At 64.0% G+C, this 16,055-nt stretch carries 15 protein-coding genes and 3 tRNA genes; 6 read left to right on the top strand and 12 right to left on the bottom strand.

Translation table 11 applies throughout. The features are described 5' to 3' along the window. Positions 1 to 226: 226 nt before the first annotated feature. The gene (locus LOY42_RS20020) at positions 227 to 433 is read left to right on the top strand and encodes a hypothetical protein (RefSeq protein WP_046857890.1); all 207 of its coding nucleotides are present in this window, start codon (positions 227 to 229) and stop codon (positions 431 to 433) included. Between the two features lies 1 nt (position 434). Here the strand turns inward: LOY42_RS20020 and LOY42_RS20015 are convergent, their stop codons facing one another. Next, on the bottom strand, positions 435 to 854 hold the full coding sequence (locus tag LOY42_RS20015) for a quorum-sensing-regulated virulence factor family protein (RefSeq protein ID WP_046856783.1): 420 nt from the start codon (positions 852 to 854) through the stop codon (positions 435 to 437). A 214-nt stretch (positions 855 to 1,068) separates the two neighbouring features. Here LOY42_RS20015 and LOY42_RS20010 point away from each other — a divergent pair, with 214 nt between their 5' ends. The 3 genes from LOY42_RS20010 (at position 1,069) to LOY42_RS20000 (ending at position 3,130) form a co-directional block, all read left to right on the top strand. Then, positions 1,069 to 1,779, top strand: a complete 711-nt coding sequence (locus LOY42_RS20010) for a tRNA-uridine aminocarboxypropyltransferase (protein WP_110697832.1) — start codon at positions 1,069 to 1,071, stop codon at positions 1,777 to 1,779. Between the two features lie 257 nt (positions 1,780 to 2,036). Continuing rightward, entirely contained in the window at positions 2,037 to 2,687 is a 651-nt protein-coding gene (gene erdR / locus LOY42_RS20005; RefSeq protein WP_023631045.1) for a response regulator transcription factor ErdR, read from the top strand. Between the two features lie 77 nt (positions 2,688 to 2,764). After that, positions 2,765 to 3,130 (top strand): diacylglycerol kinase, encoded by a 366-nt coding sequence (locus tag LOY42_RS20000; RefSeq protein ID WP_023631044.1) that lies wholly within the window; start codon positions 2,765 to 2,767, stop codon positions 3,128 to 3,130. Between the two features lie 3 nt (positions 3,131 to 3,133). Here LOY42_RS20000 and finR read toward each other — a convergent pair whose 3' ends face one another. Continuing rightward, positions 3,134 to 4,060 carry a LysR family transcriptional regulator FinR gene (finR, locus tag LOY42_RS19995; protein WP_023631043.1) on the bottom strand — a complete coding sequence of 309 codons (927 nt, stop codon included), beginning with the start codon at positions 4,058 to 4,060 and terminating at the stop codon, positions 3,134 to 3,136. A 120-nt stretch (positions 4,061 to 4,180) separates the two neighbouring features. On the opposite strand from finR, the gene fpr reads away from it, so the two are divergent. Further along, the gene (gene fpr / locus LOY42_RS19990; protein WP_046856781.1) at positions 4,181 to 4,960 is read left to right on the top strand and encodes a ferredoxin-NADP reductase; all 780 of its coding nucleotides are present in this window, start codon (positions 4,181 to 4,183) and stop codon (positions 4,958 to 4,960) included. A 129-nt stretch (positions 4,961 to 5,089) separates the two neighbouring features. Here fpr and tsaA read toward each other — a convergent pair whose 3' ends face one another. From tsaA to rimO, 5 genes are all read right to left on the bottom strand, one after another. Further along, on the bottom strand, positions 5,090 to 5,782 hold the full coding sequence (gene tsaA / locus LOY42_RS19985) for a tRNA (N6-threonylcarbamoyladenosine(37)-N6)-methyltransferase TrmO (RefSeq protein ID WP_139669615.1): 693 nt from the start codon (positions 5,780 to 5,782) through the stop codon (positions 5,090 to 5,092). A gap of 6 nt (positions 5,783 to 5,788) precedes the next feature. Beyond that, positions 5,789 to 6,250 (bottom strand): DUF1456 family protein, encoded by a 462-nt coding sequence (locus LOY42_RS19980; protein ID WP_139669617.1) that lies wholly within the window; start codon positions 6,248 to 6,250, stop codon positions 5,789 to 5,791. Positions 6,251 to 6,300: 50 nt separating this feature from the next. Further along, complete coding sequence (locus tag LOY42_RS19975) at positions 6,301 to 7,011, bottom strand: rRNA pseudouridine synthase (RefSeq protein WP_139669619.1); 711 nt, start codon at positions 7,009 to 7,011, stop codon at positions 6,301 to 6,303. Positions 7,012 to 7,132: 121 nt separating this feature from the next. After that, positions 7,133 to 7,591: a GNAT family N-acetyltransferase gene (locus LOY42_RS19970; RefSeq protein ID WP_258598952.1), complete on the bottom strand. Its 459-nt coding sequence runs from the start codon at positions 7,589 to 7,591 to the stop codon at positions 7,133 to 7,135. Between the two features lie 88 nt (positions 7,592 to 7,679). After that, a complete protein-coding gene (gene rimO, locus LOY42_RS19965) occupies positions 7,680 to 9,011 on the bottom strand; it encodes a 30S ribosomal protein S12 methylthiotransferase RimO (protein ID WP_139669622.1) in 1,332 nt (443 codons plus the stop codon). 234 nt (positions 9,012 to 9,245) lie between these two features. On the opposite strand from rimO, the gene LOY42_RS19960 reads away from it, so the two are divergent. Beyond that, positions 9,246 to 11,156: a potassium transporter Kup gene (locus LOY42_RS19960; protein ID WP_102681669.1), complete on the top strand. Its 1,911-nt coding sequence runs from the start codon at positions 9,246 to 9,248 to the stop codon at positions 11,154 to 11,156. Between the two features lie 102 nt (positions 11,157 to 11,258). Here the strand turns inward: LOY42_RS19960 and LOY42_RS19955 are convergent, their stop codons facing one another. From LOY42_RS19955 to LOY42_RS19935, 5 genes are all read right to left on the bottom strand, one after another. Continuing rightward, positions 11,259 to 12,551, bottom strand: coding sequence for a virulence factor family protein (locus LOY42_RS19955; RefSeq protein ID WP_102681670.1), 1,293 nt, complete (start codon positions 12,549 to 12,551; stop codon positions 11,259 to 11,261). After that, the gene (gene mprF, locus LOY42_RS19950; protein WP_198754966.1) at positions 12,551 to 15,193 is read right to left on the bottom strand and encodes a bifunctional lysylphosphatidylglycerol flippase/synthetase MprF; all 2,643 of its coding nucleotides are present in this window, start codon (positions 15,191 to 15,193) and stop codon (positions 12,551 to 12,553) included. Before mprF ends, LOY42_RS19955 begins: the two co-directional genes overlap by 1 nt. 247 nt (positions 15,194 to 15,440) lie before the next feature. Then, positions 15,441 to 15,517: transfer RNA gene (locus LOY42_RS19945), tRNA-Met, on the bottom strand. A gap of 124 nt (positions 15,518 to 15,641) precedes the next feature. Further along, positions 15,642 to 15,718 (bottom strand) — tRNA-Met (locus tag LOY42_RS19940). 136 nt (positions 15,719 to 15,854) lie between these two features. Next, positions 15,855 to 15,931, bottom strand: a tRNA-Met gene (locus LOY42_RS19935). Positions 15,932 to 16,055 lie beyond the last annotated feature (124 nt).

The following is a 16,055-nucleotide window of genomic DNA, read 5'->3' as shown; positions in this document are numbered from 1 at the left end:
CTGCTGTGGCTCGAGTGTGCCCCCGAGCGTTGCAGTAGGCCTTCAAGGCCATTGTTGCAGTGGCAGTTCCATCGCGTTGTCGTTGTTATGGGTACTCGTTATCAATCTAGACGCTGGGGCGCACTCGTGCCGCCACAGGCGTGCAATACCGCCTGTCAGACTGGATCCGATGATGGCAGCGCTTTGGTTAACTGGAGGCGGAAGAGTGATGCAGCGAGGTGGCGGTATGCACCGGCTGGTGATCGAGGTGGACGGGCAACTGTTGCAGTTGCTCGAGCGCGAGGCGAAGGTTCATCACCTGAGCCTGGAGGGGGAGTGCTTGCGTCGGCTGCAGGGGGGCGAGGGGCACTCGCCTTACCTGCTGGCCCTGTTGGCCGAGTTGCGCGCCGATGATGAGCAGCGGCGCGCCAGAGACAGCGATCAGCTGGCCTGAGTCACTTCTTCTTGTTGCCAGCCGCGCAGCTGGCAGCGTCGAATGCCTGGTCCATGACCGGTTGGTTGGTCTTGTACACGGTGAAGCGGTAGACCATCACCGCGCCCTTGGACATCAGCTGACGGTAACCATTGTTACGGCAAACGCTGTCACCCAGCTGGCTGCGCACCTGCGCGGGGTTGGCCTGCATGCCTTGCGCATGCTCCTGGCGCACGCTCAGGTGATTGACCAGCGCCTTGCCTTCGACGGTATAGCCCTGGTCGAGGATGTCTTCGTTGATGGCCCGGGGGGTACCGACGCTGCTTTCCTTGGCGACCTTCTGCAGCATCTGGGTCAGCTCGTATTCCTGCTTGGAGGCAGCCTGGGCGGCCAGGGGCAGGGCGAGCAACAGGCTCAGGGTCGGGACGATAAGACGCAGCATGAATCTCTCCTGGTTCGATGACTGGCGCTTTGACCTGCGCCGGCGGGCGGCGTTCCATGAAACTGCTGGGGTTCCCCGGCCGCCTGAGCCGCTGATTATAAAGGAGCGGCCGTAAGGGCTGCACGGCAAATGACGCGTGCTCTGGTAGACTCGCGTTTTGTTTTTACCGAGTCGTCGTCGTGCCCCTTCCATCTTCCTGCCAAGGCCTGCAGCCATGAGCCACGCGGTAGCGCGGCTGCGCGCCGAGCGCCTGGCGCGCAGCATCAAACCCTTTGTCGCCCGCGGCTCGCGAGCCGAGCGCTGCCCGGATTGCCGGGTGATCGCCACGCACTGCCTGTGCGCGTGGAAACCGCGGGTGCCGGCAGACGCCGGCATGTGCCTGCTGATGCATGACACCGAGCCACTGAAGCCGACCAACACGGGGTGGCTGATTGCCGACGTGATCGAGGATACCTCCGCCTTCGGCTGGCTGCGTACCTCGGTGGACGAAGGCCTGCTGGCGTTGCTGGACGATCCGCGCTGGCAGCCTTACATCGTCTTCCCCGGCGAGTTCGTCAAAGAGGACCGTGTGGTCAGCGAGGTGCTGCGCGAACCGGGCAAGCGCCCGCTGTTCATCCTGCTCGACGCCACCTGGACCGAGGCGCGCAAGATGTTCCGCAAGAGCCCTTATCTCGACCGTTTCCCGGTGCTGAGCCTGCAGGCCGAGCAGATGTCGCGCTACCGCCTGCGCCGCTCCAAGCGTGACGACCACTTCTGTACCGCCGAAGTCGCCGCCATGTGTCTGGAGCTGGCCGGCGACAGCCAGGCCTCGCAGGCCCTGGATGCCTACCTGGATGTGTTCAGCTTGCACTACCTCAGCGGCAAGCGGCGCCTGGCGCTGGATGAGCAGGACGAGGTCCACCAGCGTTTGCATACCTTCCTATAGTCCAAGGGGCAGGCGCGGCGGATTGGTACATACTGTCGGGGCTGGCAGCCAGGGTAGGCGGGGACGACCGGGCAATTGGCTTGACCACCCGGGGCGTGCTCGGCATCCTTGGCGCCGCTTCGGGCACGACGAAGCTGCTGTTCCCCCGGACTTCGCCGTGCCATCCCGGCCGGCGGCCCTGCCGTTCGCGCCATGAGTTACCCGCCAGGCGTCTCCCGTACCCCCTGCGCCTGGTACAGAACAGGATCCCTAGATCGATGGCCACATACGAAATCCTGATTGCCGATGACCACCCACTGTTCCGTAGCGCACTGCGCCAGGCCGTTACCCTCGGCCTGGGCCCGGATGTGCGCCTGGTCGAGGTGGCGAGCATCGCCGAACTGGAAACCAGCCTGACCGAAAAAGCCGACTGGGACCTGGTCCTGCTGGACCTGAACATGCCCGGTGCCTATGGTTTCTCCGGGCTGGTGCTGCTGCGTGGCCAATACCCGCAGATCCCGGTGGTGATGGTCTCGGCCCAGGAAGAGGCGGCCGTCGTGGTGAAGTCCCGCGAATTTGGCGCCAGCGGTTTCATCCCCAAGTCCAGCGAGCTGAGCAAGATCCAGGAAGCCGTGCGCAATGTGCTCGACGGCGATGTCTGGTGGCCGCCGCAGGCGTTCGAGAAGGTTGACGTGTCTGCCGAGGCCAAGGCCGCCAGCGAAGGGCTGGCCAGTCTCACCCCGCAGCAGTTCCGCGTGCTGACCATGGTCTGCGAAGGGTTGCTGAACAAGCAGATCGCCTATGAGCTGAGTGTCTCGGAAGCAACCATCAAGGCTCACGTTACGGCGATCTTCCGCAAGCTGGGCGTTCGTACCCGGACCCAGGCCGCGCTGTTGTTGCAACAACTTGAATCGGTTTCGGCCAGCTAAATCCCTGCGCCTTCACGCTTTTTTGACTGCGGTTGAACTAGCCTGCTGGCCTTTTTTCGGTGAAGTGACTGACACACATGTCGCCATTCAAGGGCCAGACCGGCCTCAAACGTATCTTCAATGCCGCCGGCTACTCGCTGGACGGCCTGCGTGCCGCGTTCAAGGGTGAGGCCGCGTTTCGCCAGCTGGTGCTGGTCAACGTGCTGTTGATCCCCACAGCCTTCTGGCTGCCGGTGAGCCGCGCCGAACGGGCGATCCTTATCGCCGTTTGCTTGCTGGGGCTGATCGTCGAGCTGCTCAATTCGGCGGTGGAGGCGGCGATCGATCGTATCTCCCTCGACCGTCACCCCTTGTCGAAGAACGCCAAGGACATGGGCAGTGCCGCGCAACTGGTGGCCATGAGCATGGTCGCGCTGGTCTGGGGCGTGATCCTGCTCGGCTGACGTTCAGGCGATCGGCGGCAGCACGATCTCGTCGCTGCGCTGCACGCCAGCGGTGAAACTGCGGCACAGCTCGAGGAACTCGCGCATGGCCGAAGTCTGGTACTTCTGCTTGTGCCAGATGAAGTAGAACTGCCGCGACAGGTCCAGTGCCGGAGTTTCCACCGGTACCAGGCTGCCGCGGCGGAAAGCGTCGCGCAGGGCCAGGCGCGAGATGCAGCCGATACCCAGCCCCGACTCCACGGCCCGTTTGATTGCTTCGGTATGTTCCAGCTCAAGGCGGATGTTCAGGTTGGCGCGATGATGACGCATGGCCTGGTCGAAGGTCAGGCGGGTGCCCGAGCCTTGTTCGCGCAGGATCCAGGCTTCATGGGACAGCTGCTCGATATCGGCATGGCCGGCTTTGGCCAGCGGATGCTGCGGCGCGCAGAACACCACCAGTTCATCCTCCACCCAGGGCTGCACCTCCAGATCGGGGTGGTTGCAGTCGCCTTCGATTAGACCCAGGTCAATTTCGTAATGGGCAACCTGTTGCACGATATGCGCAGTGTTCTGCACGTGCAGTTTGACCTGGCTTTCCGGATGCACCTGCATGAAGCTGCCGATCAGCAAGGTGGCCAGGTAGTTGCCGATGGTCAGGGTGGCGCCGACGGCCAGCGAGCCGAACCCCGACTTGCCGTTGAGCAGGTCTTCGATTTCCTTGGCCTGGTCGAGCAGCGCCACGGCCTGGGGCAACAGTTGATGGCCCAGGGCGTTGAGGCTCAGGCGTTTACCGGCACGGTCGAACAGCTGGCAGCTGGACTGGCGCTCCAGTTCGGTGATCGAGGTGCTTGCCGCAGATTGCGACAAGGCCAGTACGCCCGCGGCCCTGGACACACTCTGGTGCTGGGCGACGGCGACAAAGACCTGGAGCTGACGAAGTGTGAATCGCATATCTATATAACCGATAACACATATCTTGATAATTCAGTTAACAGATATTGTCGCTGCCCCTAAACTATCGCGCAACTGCGCGTCTTGCGCGCGCCGCGTTTTCCTTCAGGAGCCCCATCGATGAGCAACATGAACCACGAACGTGTCCTCAGTGTGCACCACTGGAACGACACTCTGTTCAGCTTCAAGTGCACCCGTGATCCGGGCCTGCGCTTCGAGAACGGTCAGTTCGTGATGATCGGCCTGCAGCAGGACAGCGGCCGTCCGCTCATGCGCGCCTACTCCATCGCCTCGCCGAACTGGGAAGAGCACTTGGAGTTCTTCAGCATCAAGGTGCCGGATGGTCCGCTGACCTCCCAGCTGCAGCACCTGAAGGAAGGCGACGAGATCATCATCAGCAAGAAGCCCACCGGCACCCTGGTGCTGGACGACCTGAACCCAGGCAAGCACCTGTACCTGCTGAGCACCGGTACCGGCCTTGCGCCGTTCATGAGCGTCATCCAGGACCCGGAGACCTACGAGCGCTTCGAGAAAGTGATCCTGGTACACGGCGTTCGCTACGTGAACGAAGTAGCCTACCGCGAGTTCATCACCGAGCACCTACCGCAGAACGAGTTCTTCGGTGAGTCTGTGCGCGACAAACTGATCTACTACCCGACCGTGACCCGCGAGCCTTTCGAAAACCAGGGGCGCCTGACCGACCTGATGCGCAGCGGCAAGCTGTTCAGCGATATCGGCCTGCCACCGATCAACCCGCAGGACGACCGGGCGATGATCTGCGGCAGCCCGAGCATGCTCGATGAAACCAGTGAAGTGCTGGACAGCTTTGGCCTGAAGATCTCTGCACGTATGCGTGAGCCGGGCGATTACCTGATCGAGCGAGCGTTCGTCGAGAAGTAAGGCCAGCGGCATGAATGAAAAACGCAGGCTTTGCCTGCGTTTTTTTATGCTCGGAGAAAAGGTTTGCCGTGTCGGTCCTGTCGCGGGGCAAGCGACTTGCCCCGCGATAGGGCCCGCAACCAGACCGGATCACTCCGGCGCCACCTCCAGCACCCGGATCACATCCGGTTGCGGATAATGCCAGCGCACCTGCACATCCCAGAACTTCACCCCATAGACCCGCTCGGGCGGCGGCACCTGGTAGGCTGGGCGTGGGTCCTGGGCCAGGCACTGGTCGATCAGCTCGACCAGCGGTTCGCCCAGGCGCAGTGCGTGGGTGCGGGCCTGAGGCAGTGCGCCCTCGCTCCATTGCACGCTGATCGGCTCTGGTGCATCACTGGCCATCAGGTTCGATGCCTCGGCGACGCTGTCCGCATACGGCACATAAGGCTTGATATCCAGCACCGGGGTGCCGTCCAGCAGATCGATCCCTGACAGCAGCAGGCGCCCCGGTTCGACGCCTTCCAGGCGTACCACCGACTGGCCGATGCCGTTGGGCCGATGGGTTGCCCGGGTGGCGAACACCCCCATGCTCTTGTTGCCGCCCAGGCGCGGTGGGCGTACCTTCAGGCGTGGCTTGTCTTCCAGTGCCTGGTGGAACAGGAACAGCAACCACACATGGCTGACCTGTTCCAGGCCTTCGACGGCATCGCCCTGGTCAAAGGGCGGCAGCAGCTCCAGCACGCCACGGGCAGCCGGCGCCAGCTGGGGCTGGCGCGGGATGGCGAACTTCTCCTTGAAGCAGGAGCGAACGATGCCGACCGGCGAGACGGTATGCTGCATCTTGGCTCAGCCGCGCACGCGAAGGGTCAGGCCCTTGAGGAAGTTGCGCAGCAACTGGTCGCCGCAGGGGCGGTAGTTGTCGTGGCCAACCTTGCGGAACAGCGCGCTCAGCTCTGGTTTGGACACCGGGAAGTCGACGGACTTGAGTACCGCATGCAGGTCGTCCTCCTTCAGCTCGAAGGCCACCCGCAGCTTCTTGAGCACGGTGTTGTTGGTCACCGGCACTTCGATCTGCTGCGGCGGGCGGCTGTCGTCGCGGCCGCGACGGTGAATCACCAGGCCGTCGAGGAAATGCGCCATGACCTTCTCCGGGCAGCGGACGAAGCCGGGTTCCTCTTCCTTTTTTACATAGGTGGCGATGGCCTCGGCGGAAACCTCGAGGCCCGAGAGCTTGATGATCTCGGCCATTTTCTGGTCGTTGGCCTTGAGCATGTAGCGCAGGCTGCGCAGTACATCGTTGTGGTTCATTGCGGCGAATCCTGTTCTGTTGCCGCGTCAGTCATTGCGCGGCGGTAATGCTAGAAGCGTTCTGTAGCGGCCACGTAGCGCCACTGGCCCAGCGGCAGTTTGCCCATCGACACCCCGCCAAGGCGAATGCGGCGCATCGCCAGGACCTTGAGGCCAGCGGTTTCGCAAAGCTGTTCGATCAACCCCGGTTGCGGGTTCTTCAGCACGATGCGCAGGTGTTGCTCGTTCTGCCAGCTGGCCTTGGCCTTCGGCAGTTCGACGCCCTTGCGTTCCACGCCGCGGGCCAGTCGCTCGAGGGCGCCGGGTTTGGCTTCACCACTGACCTGGACGATGTATTCCTGCTCCATGCGGCGCAGGTCGGCCTCCAGCTTGCGGGTTACCCGCCAGTCCTGGGTGAACAGCTGCAGGCCACTGGCGCCGGGCAGCAGCGGGACGATGCAGGCCTGGCGGGCGAAATGCCCATGCAACGGGCGCACGCCCTCGCGGTGCGCTTCGCTGAGGCTGGCCATGCTGATGCTGGCCAGGGCGGCTGCGGTGTTTTGGCCGGCCTGCTGGTTGAGCAGCAGGGTGACCGGTTCGAGTGAGTCGGCACGAGCGCCCGGGAGCAGCTCGACTTGCTGTTCGGTGATTTTGAACTGGGGTTGTTCGACCACCACGCCATCGACCGTGACCCAGCCACCCTCGATGTACAGTTCGGCCTCGCGGCGGGAGCAGCCAAGCTGTTCGATGAGGCGTTTGGAGAGACGAATGGGTTCGGACATGGACACGGGCATCACGCGGTAGGGAAAGCCTTCATTGTACCTGCCTGGGCGAGGTAGCGGCTGCAAATCGATGTCATTTGCGCCATTTCGGAGCGGGGTAGTGGTTTCCTGAGCTTGCGTACTAGGACGCTGTACGAACAAGCCTCATATGTAGTAGGGGATAGGGCTGCCCTAGGCCGTCGGTTTCCGAACGGCCATAGATCTCGAAGCCTTCATGCAGGTAGAAACCCAGGGCTTGCGGGTTCTGTTCGTTGACGTCCAGGCGCTCGGCGTTCAATTCGTGCACCGCGTGGCGCAGCAGGCGCCGTCCGATGCCCTGGCCACGGTGTTCGGGCGCGACGAAGAGCATGTCGACCCGGCCGTTTGCCACCCCGGCAAAGCCAAGGATGTGCCGCTTGCTGTCCTTGCAGCAGACCAGCATCACGGCATCGAGGTATTTGCGCAGCACGTGCTCGCGCAGCAGCAGAATGTAACCCTCGGGCAGGAAATCGTGGGTGGCGCGAACCGACGCCTCCCACACCCGGACCAGCTCGGGATAATCGCTCAGATGAGGTGTGTGCAGCGTGACGGCGGGCGACATCCTGTGATCCTCCGGGAGGCCATTGAGGAAAACATAGATGCAAAAAAATACCCCGCCAGCGGGCGGGGTATTTTCAGGCGGGTTTCGCTCAGATGGGCTCGGCCCACATGTCGTACTCGTCGGCGTCGACGATGCGGCAGCGGACCTTGTCGCCCGGCTTGAAGCCGTGGTCGCCGTCGATGAACACGCTGCCGTCGATCTCCGGCGCGTCGAAGAAGCTGCGGCCCACCGAGCCCTGTTCCTCGACTTCGTCGATCAAGACCTCGATTTCCTTGCCGATGCGCTGTTGCAGGCGCGCGGCGCTGATCGCCTGCTGGTGTGCCATGAAGCGGTCCCAGCGGTCCTGCTTGACGTCGTCCGGCACCTCATCCAGGCCCAGGTCGTTGGCCGGGGCGCCTTCGACCGGCGAGTACTGGAAGCAGCCGACGCGGTCGAGCTGGGCTTCGGTCAGCCAGTCGAGCAGGTACTGGAAGTCTTCTTCGGTTTCGCCGGGGAAGCCGACGATGAAAGTCGAGCGGATCACCAGTTCCGGGCACTGTTCGCGCCAGTTCTTGATGCGCGCAAGGGTGCGGTCTTCGAAGGCCGGGCGCTTCATCGACTTGAGCACCTTGGGGCTGGCGTGCTGGAACGGGATGTCCAGGTACGGCAGGATCTTGCCGGCGGCCATCAGCGGAATCACGTCGTCGACGTTCGGGTACGGGTAGACATAGTGCAGACGCACCCAGGCGCCCAGGCTGCTCAGCGCCTCGCACAGCTCGAGCATGCGGGTCTTGACCGGGCGGCCGTTCCAGAAATCGGTCTTGTACTTGACGTCCACGCCGTAGGCGCTGGTGTCCTGGGAGATCACCAGGATCTCCTTGACGCCGGCCTTGACCAGGCGCTCGGCCTCGCTCAGGACTTCGCCGACCGGGCGGCTGACCAGCTTGCCGCGCATCGACGGGATGATGCAGAAGCTGCAGCTGTGGTTGCAGCCTTCGGAAATCTTCAGGTAGGCGTAGTGGCGCGGGGTCAGCTTGACGCCCTGGGGCGGCACCAGGTCGATCAGCGGGTTGTGGTCCTGGCGCGGTGGCACCACTTCGTGCACGGCATTGACCACCTGCTCGTACTGCTGCGGGCCGGTGACCGACAACACGCTCGGGTGCACGTCACGGATGCTGCCTTCTTCGACACCCATGCAGCCGGTGACGATGACCTTGCCGTTCTCCTTGATGGCTTCGCCGATCACTTCCAGCGACTCGGCCTTGGCGCTGTCGATGAAGCCGCAGGTGTTGACCACCACCACGTCGGCATCCTCGTAGGTAGGCACGACTTCATAGCCTTCCATGCGCAGCTGGGTCAGGATGCGCTCGGAATCGACCAGGGCCTTGGGGCAACCCAGGGAGACGAAGCCGACCTTTGGGGTGGCGGGAGTGGTGGACATGGCTAACCTCGGTATTGAATACAGGTCGCCCGGCCGGTAACGGGGGCGATCCTGGCGGGCGCTTTCGGCGCCTCTGATCAAAAAGTGCGCAATTCTAGCGAGCACAAGGTCGCTTTACCAGCAGAAATACGACGAACGCTGCGCTATGCTTCGCGCCGTTGCGCCGGGGTATCCGGGAGGGCCCGGCGCGGGTAGGCATTCAACCGGTCTAATAGGCCGTCTGCGGGAGTGGTGATGGTTCAGGCAAGCAGTCATGCCGAAGGCGGGCACGCGGGGAAGCAGGGGGCAGCACGGCCGCTGGGCCTGCTCGTGGCGGCCGTTGGGGTGGTCTATGGCGATATTGGCACCAGCCCGCTGTATACCCTCAAAGAGGTCTTTACCGGTGGTTATGGCGTACAGGTCAACCATGATGGAGTGCTGGGCATCCTGTCGTTGATCCTCTGGTCGCTGCTGTGGGTGGTTTCGTTCAAGTACGTGATGTTCATCCTGCGCGCCGACAACCAGGGCGAGGGCGGCACCATGGCCCTGACCGCGCTGGCGCGGCGGGCCACGGCGCAGTATCCGCGGTTGCGCATGCTGATGGTCGGTTGCGGCCTGATTGGCGCCTCGCTGTTCTACGGCGACAGCATGATCACCCCGGCGGTGTCGGTGCTGTCGGCGGTGGAGGGCATGGGCCTGGCGTTCGAGGGTATCGACCACTGGGTGGTGCCGATTGCACTGGTGGTGCTGGTGGCGCTGTTCCTGGTGCAGAAGCATGGCACCGAGAAGATCGGCAAGGCGTTTGGCCCGATCATGGTTGCCTGGTTCCTTGCGCTGGCGGCGCTCGGTGTCCATGGCATCTTGCAGAGCCCAGAGGTGCTGAAGGCGTTCAACCCGGGCTGGGCCTTGAACTTCTTCATCGTCCACCCCGGCATGGGCGTGGCCATTCTTGGTGCCGTGGTGCTGGCGCTGACCGGTGCCGAGGCCCTGTACGCCGATATGGGCCATTTCGGCCGCAAACCCATTGCCCGTGCCTGGTTCGCCCTGGTGCTGCCGGCGCTTGTGCTCAACTACTTCGGCCAGGGCGCCATGCTGCTGCAGAATCCCGAGGCGGCGCGCAACCCGTTCTACCTCTTGGCGCCGTCCTGGGCTTTGCTGCCGCTGGTGGGGCTGGCCACGATGGCCACGGTGATCGCCTCCCAGGCGGTGATCTCGGGGGCCTTCTCGCTGACTCGCCAGGCCATCCAGCTGGGCTATGTGCCGCGCATGCAGATCCAGCACACCTCCAGCGACGAGCAGGGGCAGATCTATATCGGCGCAGTGAACTGGGCGTTGATGGTCGGCGTGGTGCTGCTGGTGATCGGCTTCGAATCCTCCGGCGCCCTGGCGGCGGCCTACGGCGTGGCAGTGACCGGCACCATGCTGATGACCACCATCCTGGTCTCGGCGGTCATGCTGCTGTTGTGGAAGTGGCCGCCGGTATTGGCTGTGCCGCTGCTGCTGGGCTTCCTGTTCGTAGACGGGCTGTTCTTCGCCGCCAACGTGCCGAAGATCGTGCAGGGCGGTGCTTTCCCGGTGCTGGCGGGTATCGTGCTGTTCGTGTTGATGAGTACCTGGAAGCGTGGCAAGCAGATCCTGGTCGATCGTATCGATGAAGGCGCGTTGCCGCTGCCGCTGTTCATCAGCAGCATCCGCGTGCAGCCGCCGCATCGGGTCGAGGGCACCGCGGTGTTCCTGACCGCGCGCTCCGATGCCGTACCGCACGCGCTGCTGCACAACATGCTGCATAACCAGGTGCTGCACAGCCAGGTGGTGCTGCTGACGGTGGTCAGCGAGGACCGGCCGCGGGTGCCGGAGCATGAGCGCTTCGAGGTGGAAGCCTATGGTGACGGGTTCTTCCGGGTGCTGCTGCACTTCGGCTTCATGGACGAGCCGGACGTACCGGCGGCGCTGAAGCTTTGCCACTTGGACGAACTGGACTTCAGCCCGATGCGCACCACCTACTTCCTGAGTCGGGAGACGGTGATCGCCTCCCGCCTGGAGGGGATGTCGCGCTGGCGCGGGAACCTGTTCGCGTTCCTGCTGAAGAATGCCAACGGCAACCTGCGGTTCTTCAACCTGCCGCTCAATCGGGTGATCGAGTTGGGGACGCAGGTCGAGATCTGAGGGCACAAACATCGTGGGGCAAGCCCGCTCCCACAAGGCCTGTGTGATCCTTGTGGGAGCGGGCTTGCCCCGCGATGGGCCGCAAAGCGACCCCTTTCCCTATCATTTCTCAGCGACGTTGGCCTTTCCCTGGCGGGTCTCGATCTCACCGATCAGGCGCTTGGCCAGCGCCGGGTAGTTTTCGTCGAAGTGGTGGCCGCCGGGCAGCTTCATGCGCTCACCCACGGCGGTCTTGTCGGTGCAGCCGCTTTCGTCGGTCTCTTCCACACCATAGATGCACACCACCTTCGCCGCCGGCAACCTGGCCATCTCCGGTCCGGTCGGGGCTTCCTGGCCTTCCTTGCCGAGCCAGCCCTCCACCTCGATCTCGAAACTGCCGCTGCGGGCGAACGCCAGCAGGATCACCGCATCGATGCGCTTCTGGTCGTCTGCGGACAGGCGGTTATAGATAGCCGGCAGTACGTCGGCGCCGAACGAGTAGCCGGTCAGCACGAAGCGCTTGGTGCCCCATTTCTGGCGGTAGTGCTGCATCAGCTCGGAGAGGTCGGCGGCGCTCTGCTCCGGGGTCTTGTGCTGCCAGTAGTAGCGCAGGGTGTCGATGCCGACCACCGGGTAGCCAAGCTTGGCCATCTCGCCGGCCACATCGCGGTCCAGGTCGCGCCAGCCGCCGTCGCCGGAAAGGAACAGGGTGACGGTGTCGGTGGTCTGCCCGGCCGGGACTTCCACCACCGGGATGGCCAGGGCGTTGCCATCGTGGCCGACCAGGGCCTGGGTCAATTGCGCCTTGAGTACCTGGGGCAGGTGAATGTCGTAGTCGGCGATGCTGGTTTCGGCGTTGGCCTGGTCGCGCACGAAGGCGGCACTGGCGTCATCCGGGTTGTCGTTCCAGGCCACGTTCCAGTGGCCGTGGGCGGCGGACTTGGGCAGGGCGGCCTGGCAGCCGGGCTGCTCGACGGTGAAATCCACCGAGATGGCTCGCGCCCTGTCGTCGCTTTGTGCGGCCAGCCAGCGCCAGGCCTGGGCAGCGCCCGGGCCGATACCGGCAACCAGGGTCGGTTTGTCGGCCAGTCGAGTCAGGGCCTGGTCCATCGCGACCTGCTGCTTGGCGCAGTCGGCCGGTGGCAGGATCACCTGCACCAGTTGCGCCTCGCCGGCCTGGCTCAGGTCGAGCAGTTGCTTGTCGGTCAGGGCTTGGTCCTGTGGCACGCCGATGGCCACTCGGGCCTTGGCATGCACGCCGGGCGTGGCGCGGGTCAGGGCGCTGCCGTCGTCGAGCGTGAGGTGCTCCAGGCGTGCCTCGGGGGCCGGGCGGGTCCACAGCCAGAAGGCCGCACCGCCGGCCAGTACGGCGAGCAACAGGGGAATCAGTACGTACAGCCAATAGCGTCGGATCATCAACGTTTCACCAATCCAGTCAGGCCGCCAGCGATCAGGGCGGCGGTGTCAGCCAGTGCAACCAGCGGGTCGAGCCCGGCCGGCACGGCCATGTAGCGGGGTTCCCAGTCCGGCTGGAACTTGTCCTTGAAGCGCCGCAGGCCCTGGAAGTTGTAGAGCTGTTCACCGCGCTGGAACACCATCGAGCCCAGGCGCTGGGTCAAGGGGGCGCCACGCCGCGGCTGCAAGCCGGAAAGGGGGACCATGCCCAGGCTGAAGCGGCCGTAGTCGTGGCTTTTGTAGTGCAGGATCAGACCGACCATCATGAACTCCATGGTCAGCTTCGGTGCTTCTGGATGCGCGCGCATCAGGTCAAGGCTGGCCAGCTCGTTGCTGTGGGTCTCCAGCAGGTTGGCGAAGGCCACCGGGCGGCCCTGGAAGCGGATCAGCGCGATGCGGAAATGCTGCAGGTACTCGGGGCTGAAGCGGCCGAGGGAGAAGCCTTTTTCGCGCACGTTCTTGCCGCTGAGCCAGGCGTCGGAGATCTCCTTGAGTGCCTCCAGCGGGGCGTGGCCAGGCTCATGGATCTCCAGGGCCAGGCCGTCGCGGCCGCCGCGGTTCCAGGTGTAGCGCAGGTCCTTCATCTCCTTGCCCTTGGCGTCGATATCGAAGCGGCGCAGGTCGACCCGCGCTTCCTCGCCGAGCTTGATCGCGGTCAGGCCGATGTCCATGTAGAACGGCAGGTTCTCCGCCCGCACCTGGTAGAACACCGGGCGGGCATGGTGCAAGTCGCACAGGTCGCGGAACTGCCAGATCATTTCGGCGCGTTCCTGCGCCGGGCCAATCGGGTCGTACAGGGCTACCAAGCTGCGGCCGCGACGGGCATACATCAGGAAGGCGTTGTCGTTGGGGTGGAACAGCAGCGCCTTGTCACCGGTCAGGGCCAGCCCGCCATCGGGCTGGTCGGAGGCGAGCAGGATGCGGTTGGCGCGCTGCAGTTCGTCTTCGCTGGGCAGATGGATCACTGGCCGGGCGGTGCGCAGCAGCCAGGTCAGGGCGACGATCACCAGCAGTACGGCGCTGCCCAGCGCGGCGCGCAAACCCCGAGGCGCATCGGCATCAAGGGTGAACTGCCACCACAACTTATGGGTGTAAGGCACGTCCTGGTAGGCGAACAGCAGCAGCCATACCGAGGCGCCGACCACGCAGGCGCTGGCCACCAGGTACACCGGCGAGAACGGCAGCTCCAGCAGGCGGCTGGGGCGGTAGAACGAGCGGCGGAACAGGGCGAGCAGGGCGGCGGTAAAGCACATCAGGCTGGCTTCTTCCCAGTCGAAGCCCTTGAGCAACGACAGTACCGCGCCCACCAGCAGCAGCACGGTGGTCAGCAGCCAGGCGGCCGACAGGCGCCGTCGCAGGCCCTGGGCGAGCAGCAGGCAGAGCACGCCGATCAGACTGGCGCCGAAGTGCGAGGCATCGATCAGGCGGTGTGGGATCAGGAAGCCCATGTGCTCCAGACGGCTATCGATCTCCGGGGTGGCGCCGGAGAACAGCAGCACCACCCCGGAAAGGAACACCAGGATCGCCAGCACCGGCGCGGCCAGGCCCGAGGCTGCGCGGATCGCCTGCTGGGTGACCATCAGCCGGCGGGCTTCATTGGCCAGCAGCAGCACGCAGGCCACCAGCAACGGCAGCACCACGTAGATCAGCCGGTACAGCAGCAGGGCGGCCGCCAGTGGCGCCGCGCCCAGCTGGTTGGCGAAGGCGGCCAGCAGGATCGCCTCGAACACCCCGACGCCACCCGGCACATGGCTTAGCACCCCGGCGGCGAGGGCGAGCAGGTAGACCAGCACGAACGCGCCAAAGGGTGGGGCTTCGGGCAGCAGCAAATAGAGCACCGTGGCAGCAGCGGCGACATCCAGGGCGGTGATCAGCAGTTGCAACGCAGTCAGGCGCGCGCCTGGCAGGCGCAGGGTGCGGCGCCCGAACTGCACCAGCAGGTTGTCGGCCAACGGCTGTTCAGGCAGGCGACGGCGGTACAGGCCCACGACCAGGGCTACCGCCGCGCCCAGCACGGCGATGGCGATGCCGCCCAGCAGCGGTGCAGGCAAACGCAGCGCCGTTGCCGCTGCCGGCAGATCGCTCAGGGTGGCCAGTGCAGCCAGCGGCGGCAGCGCGCAGCCCAGCGAGAGGCTGGCGAACACTGTCATGCGCGCGACTTCCGCGGCGCCCAGGCCTTGCCGGGCATAGAGGCGATAACGCACCGAGCCGCCCGACAGCATCGACAAGCCTATTGCGTTGCCAATGGCGAAGGCACTGAAGCCCCCGAGCACCAACGTACGGGGTGGCAGTTGCACGGCGGCGTAGCGGCTGGCCGACCATTCGTAACCCAGCAGGATCACGAAGCCGGCCAACGTGGCCAGCAGCGCGCCGAGCAGCGACTGGGTCGGCACGCTGAGCATCGCATCATGCAGGGCGTAGATATCCAGTTCGCTCAACAGATGGCGGCAGGCAATCAGGCCCATGGCGAACAGCAGCAATGTCAACGCCAACCCCAGCGGCTGACGGTACTTGCTCAGGCGTTCCAGCCAGGGCAGGCGCTGCGCCGCCGCCGGCAAGGCCGTGGTCAACGGTGCCTGGGGCTCAGGAGTGGGGGCGGTCATGGAGTGCCTCGTGCGCAGCGCGCGAGGTAAAGGCAAGGTGCGGCCAAGTGAAAGTCCCTTTGGAAAAACGTATCCGAATATTACTCCGCGCCGGCGGCTTAATCTGTTTCAGGATAGTTAAAGATAGTTCATTCAGCCGTCTGCAAGGGCTGGAACCAGGGCTTGGCGAGGAGGAGTCGAAAGGGTAGGGCTGAATGCAACAAACCCCGCACTGTCTTGCGACAGGCGGGGTTTGTTCTGACGAATATGGTTGCGGGAGCCGGATTTGAACCGACGACCTTCGGGTTATGAGCCCGACGAGCTACCAGGCTGCTCCATCCCGCGTCAGAGGGGCGCATTCTACGCATTTGCCATGGCTTGTCAAGGCTTGATATGCCATTGGTTGCGATTGGAAAAACAGCGGCCAATAAAAAAGGCCACTGCGTGAACAGTGGCCTTTTCTTGAATCTGGTTGCGGGAGCCGGATTTGAACCGACGACCTTCGGGTTATGAGCCCGACGAGCTACCAGGCTGCTCCATCCCGCGCCTGTGGAATCGAATTGTACGGATTTCCCAACCGCTGTCAAGCGTTACTGCTTGATTTTTCGTAGGTTTTTCTTTCGTTGGAAATTTAGAGGCAATAAAAAAGGCCACTGCGTAAACAGTGGCCTTTTCTTGAATCTGGTTGCGGGAGCCGGATTTGAACCGACGACCTTCGGGTTATGAGCCCGACGAGCTACCAGGCTGCTCCATCCCGCGCCTGTGAGATCGAATTCTACGGATTTTCCTTTGGCTGTCAAGCATTTCCTCAAGAAAATCCTTTTTCGTTCAAACCCTTAGCGTGCCAGATCGCGCCGCAGCTCAGTGGCGACGGGGCTTGCAG

It is taken from the genome of Pseudomonas sp. B21-023 (genome assembly GCF_024749165.1).
Lineage (GTDB): Bacteria > Pseudomonadota > Gammaproteobacteria > Pseudomonadales > Pseudomonadaceae > Aquipseudomonas.
The sequence above is the reverse complement of the archived record's forward strand: the minus strand, read 5'-3'. Positions and strand labels throughout refer to the sequence as shown.

What these genes read in the sequence shown, in the direction of transcription:
- finR (WP_023631043.1), bottom strand. Translation starts at nt 4,060, where the DNA reads ATGCGATTCACACTTCGTCAGCTCCAGGTCTTTGTCGCCGTCGCCCAG.
- fpr (WP_046856781.1), top strand. Translation starts at nt 4,181, where the DNA reads ATGAGCAACATGAACCACGAACGTGTCCTCAGTGTGCACCACTGGAAC.
- LOY42_RS19975 (WP_139669619.1), bottom strand. Translation starts at nt 7,011, where the DNA reads ATGTCCGAACCCATTCGTCTCTCCAAACGCCTCATCGAACAGCTTGGC.
- LOY42_RS20020 (WP_046857890.1), top strand. Translation starts at nt 227, where the DNA reads ATGCACCGGCTGGTGATCGAGGTGGACGGGCAACTGTTGCAGTTGCTC.
- LOY42_RS19960 (WP_102681669.1), top strand. Translation starts at nt 9,246, where the DNA reads ATGGTTCAGGCAAGCAGTCATGCCGAAGGCGGGCACGCGGGGAAGCAG.
- erdR (WP_023631045.1), top strand. Translation starts at nt 2,037, where the DNA reads ATGGCCACATACGAAATCCTGATTGCCGATGACCACCCACTGTTCCGT.
- mprF (WP_198754966.1), bottom strand. Translation starts at nt 15,193, where the DNA reads ATGACCGCCCCCACTCCTGAGCCCCAGGCACCGTTGACCACGGCCTTG.
- LOY42_RS20015 (WP_046856783.1), bottom strand. Translation starts at nt 854, where the DNA reads ATGCTGCGTCTTATCGTCCCGACCCTGAGCCTGTTGCTCGCCCTGCCC.
- LOY42_RS19980 (WP_139669617.1), bottom strand. Translation starts at nt 6,250, where the DNA reads ATGAACCACAACGATGTACTGCGCAGCCTGCGCTACATGCTCAAGGCC.
- tsaA (WP_139669615.1), bottom strand. Translation starts at nt 5,782, where the DNA reads ATGCAGCATACCGTCTCGCCGGTCGGCATCGTTCGCTCCTGCTTCAAG.
- LOY42_RS19955 (WP_102681670.1), bottom strand. Translation starts at nt 12,551, where the DNA reads ATGATCCGACGCTATTGGCTGTACGTACTGATTCCCCTGTTGCTCGCC.
- LOY42_RS20010 (WP_110697832.1), top strand. Translation starts at nt 1,069, where the DNA reads ATGAGCCACGCGGTAGCGCGGCTGCGCGCCGAGCGCCTGGCGCGCAGC.
- LOY42_RS19970 (WP_258598952.1), bottom strand. Translation starts at nt 7,591, where the DNA reads ATGTCGCCCGCCGTCACGCTGCACACACCTCATCTGAGCGATTATCCC.
- rimO (WP_139669622.1), bottom strand. Translation starts at nt 9,011, where the DNA reads ATGTCCACCACTCCCGCCACCCCAAAGGTCGGCTTCGTCTCCCTGGGT.
- LOY42_RS20000 (WP_023631044.1), top strand. Translation starts at nt 2,765, where the DNA reads ATGTCGCCATTCAAGGGCCAGACCGGCCTCAAACGTATCTTCAATGCC.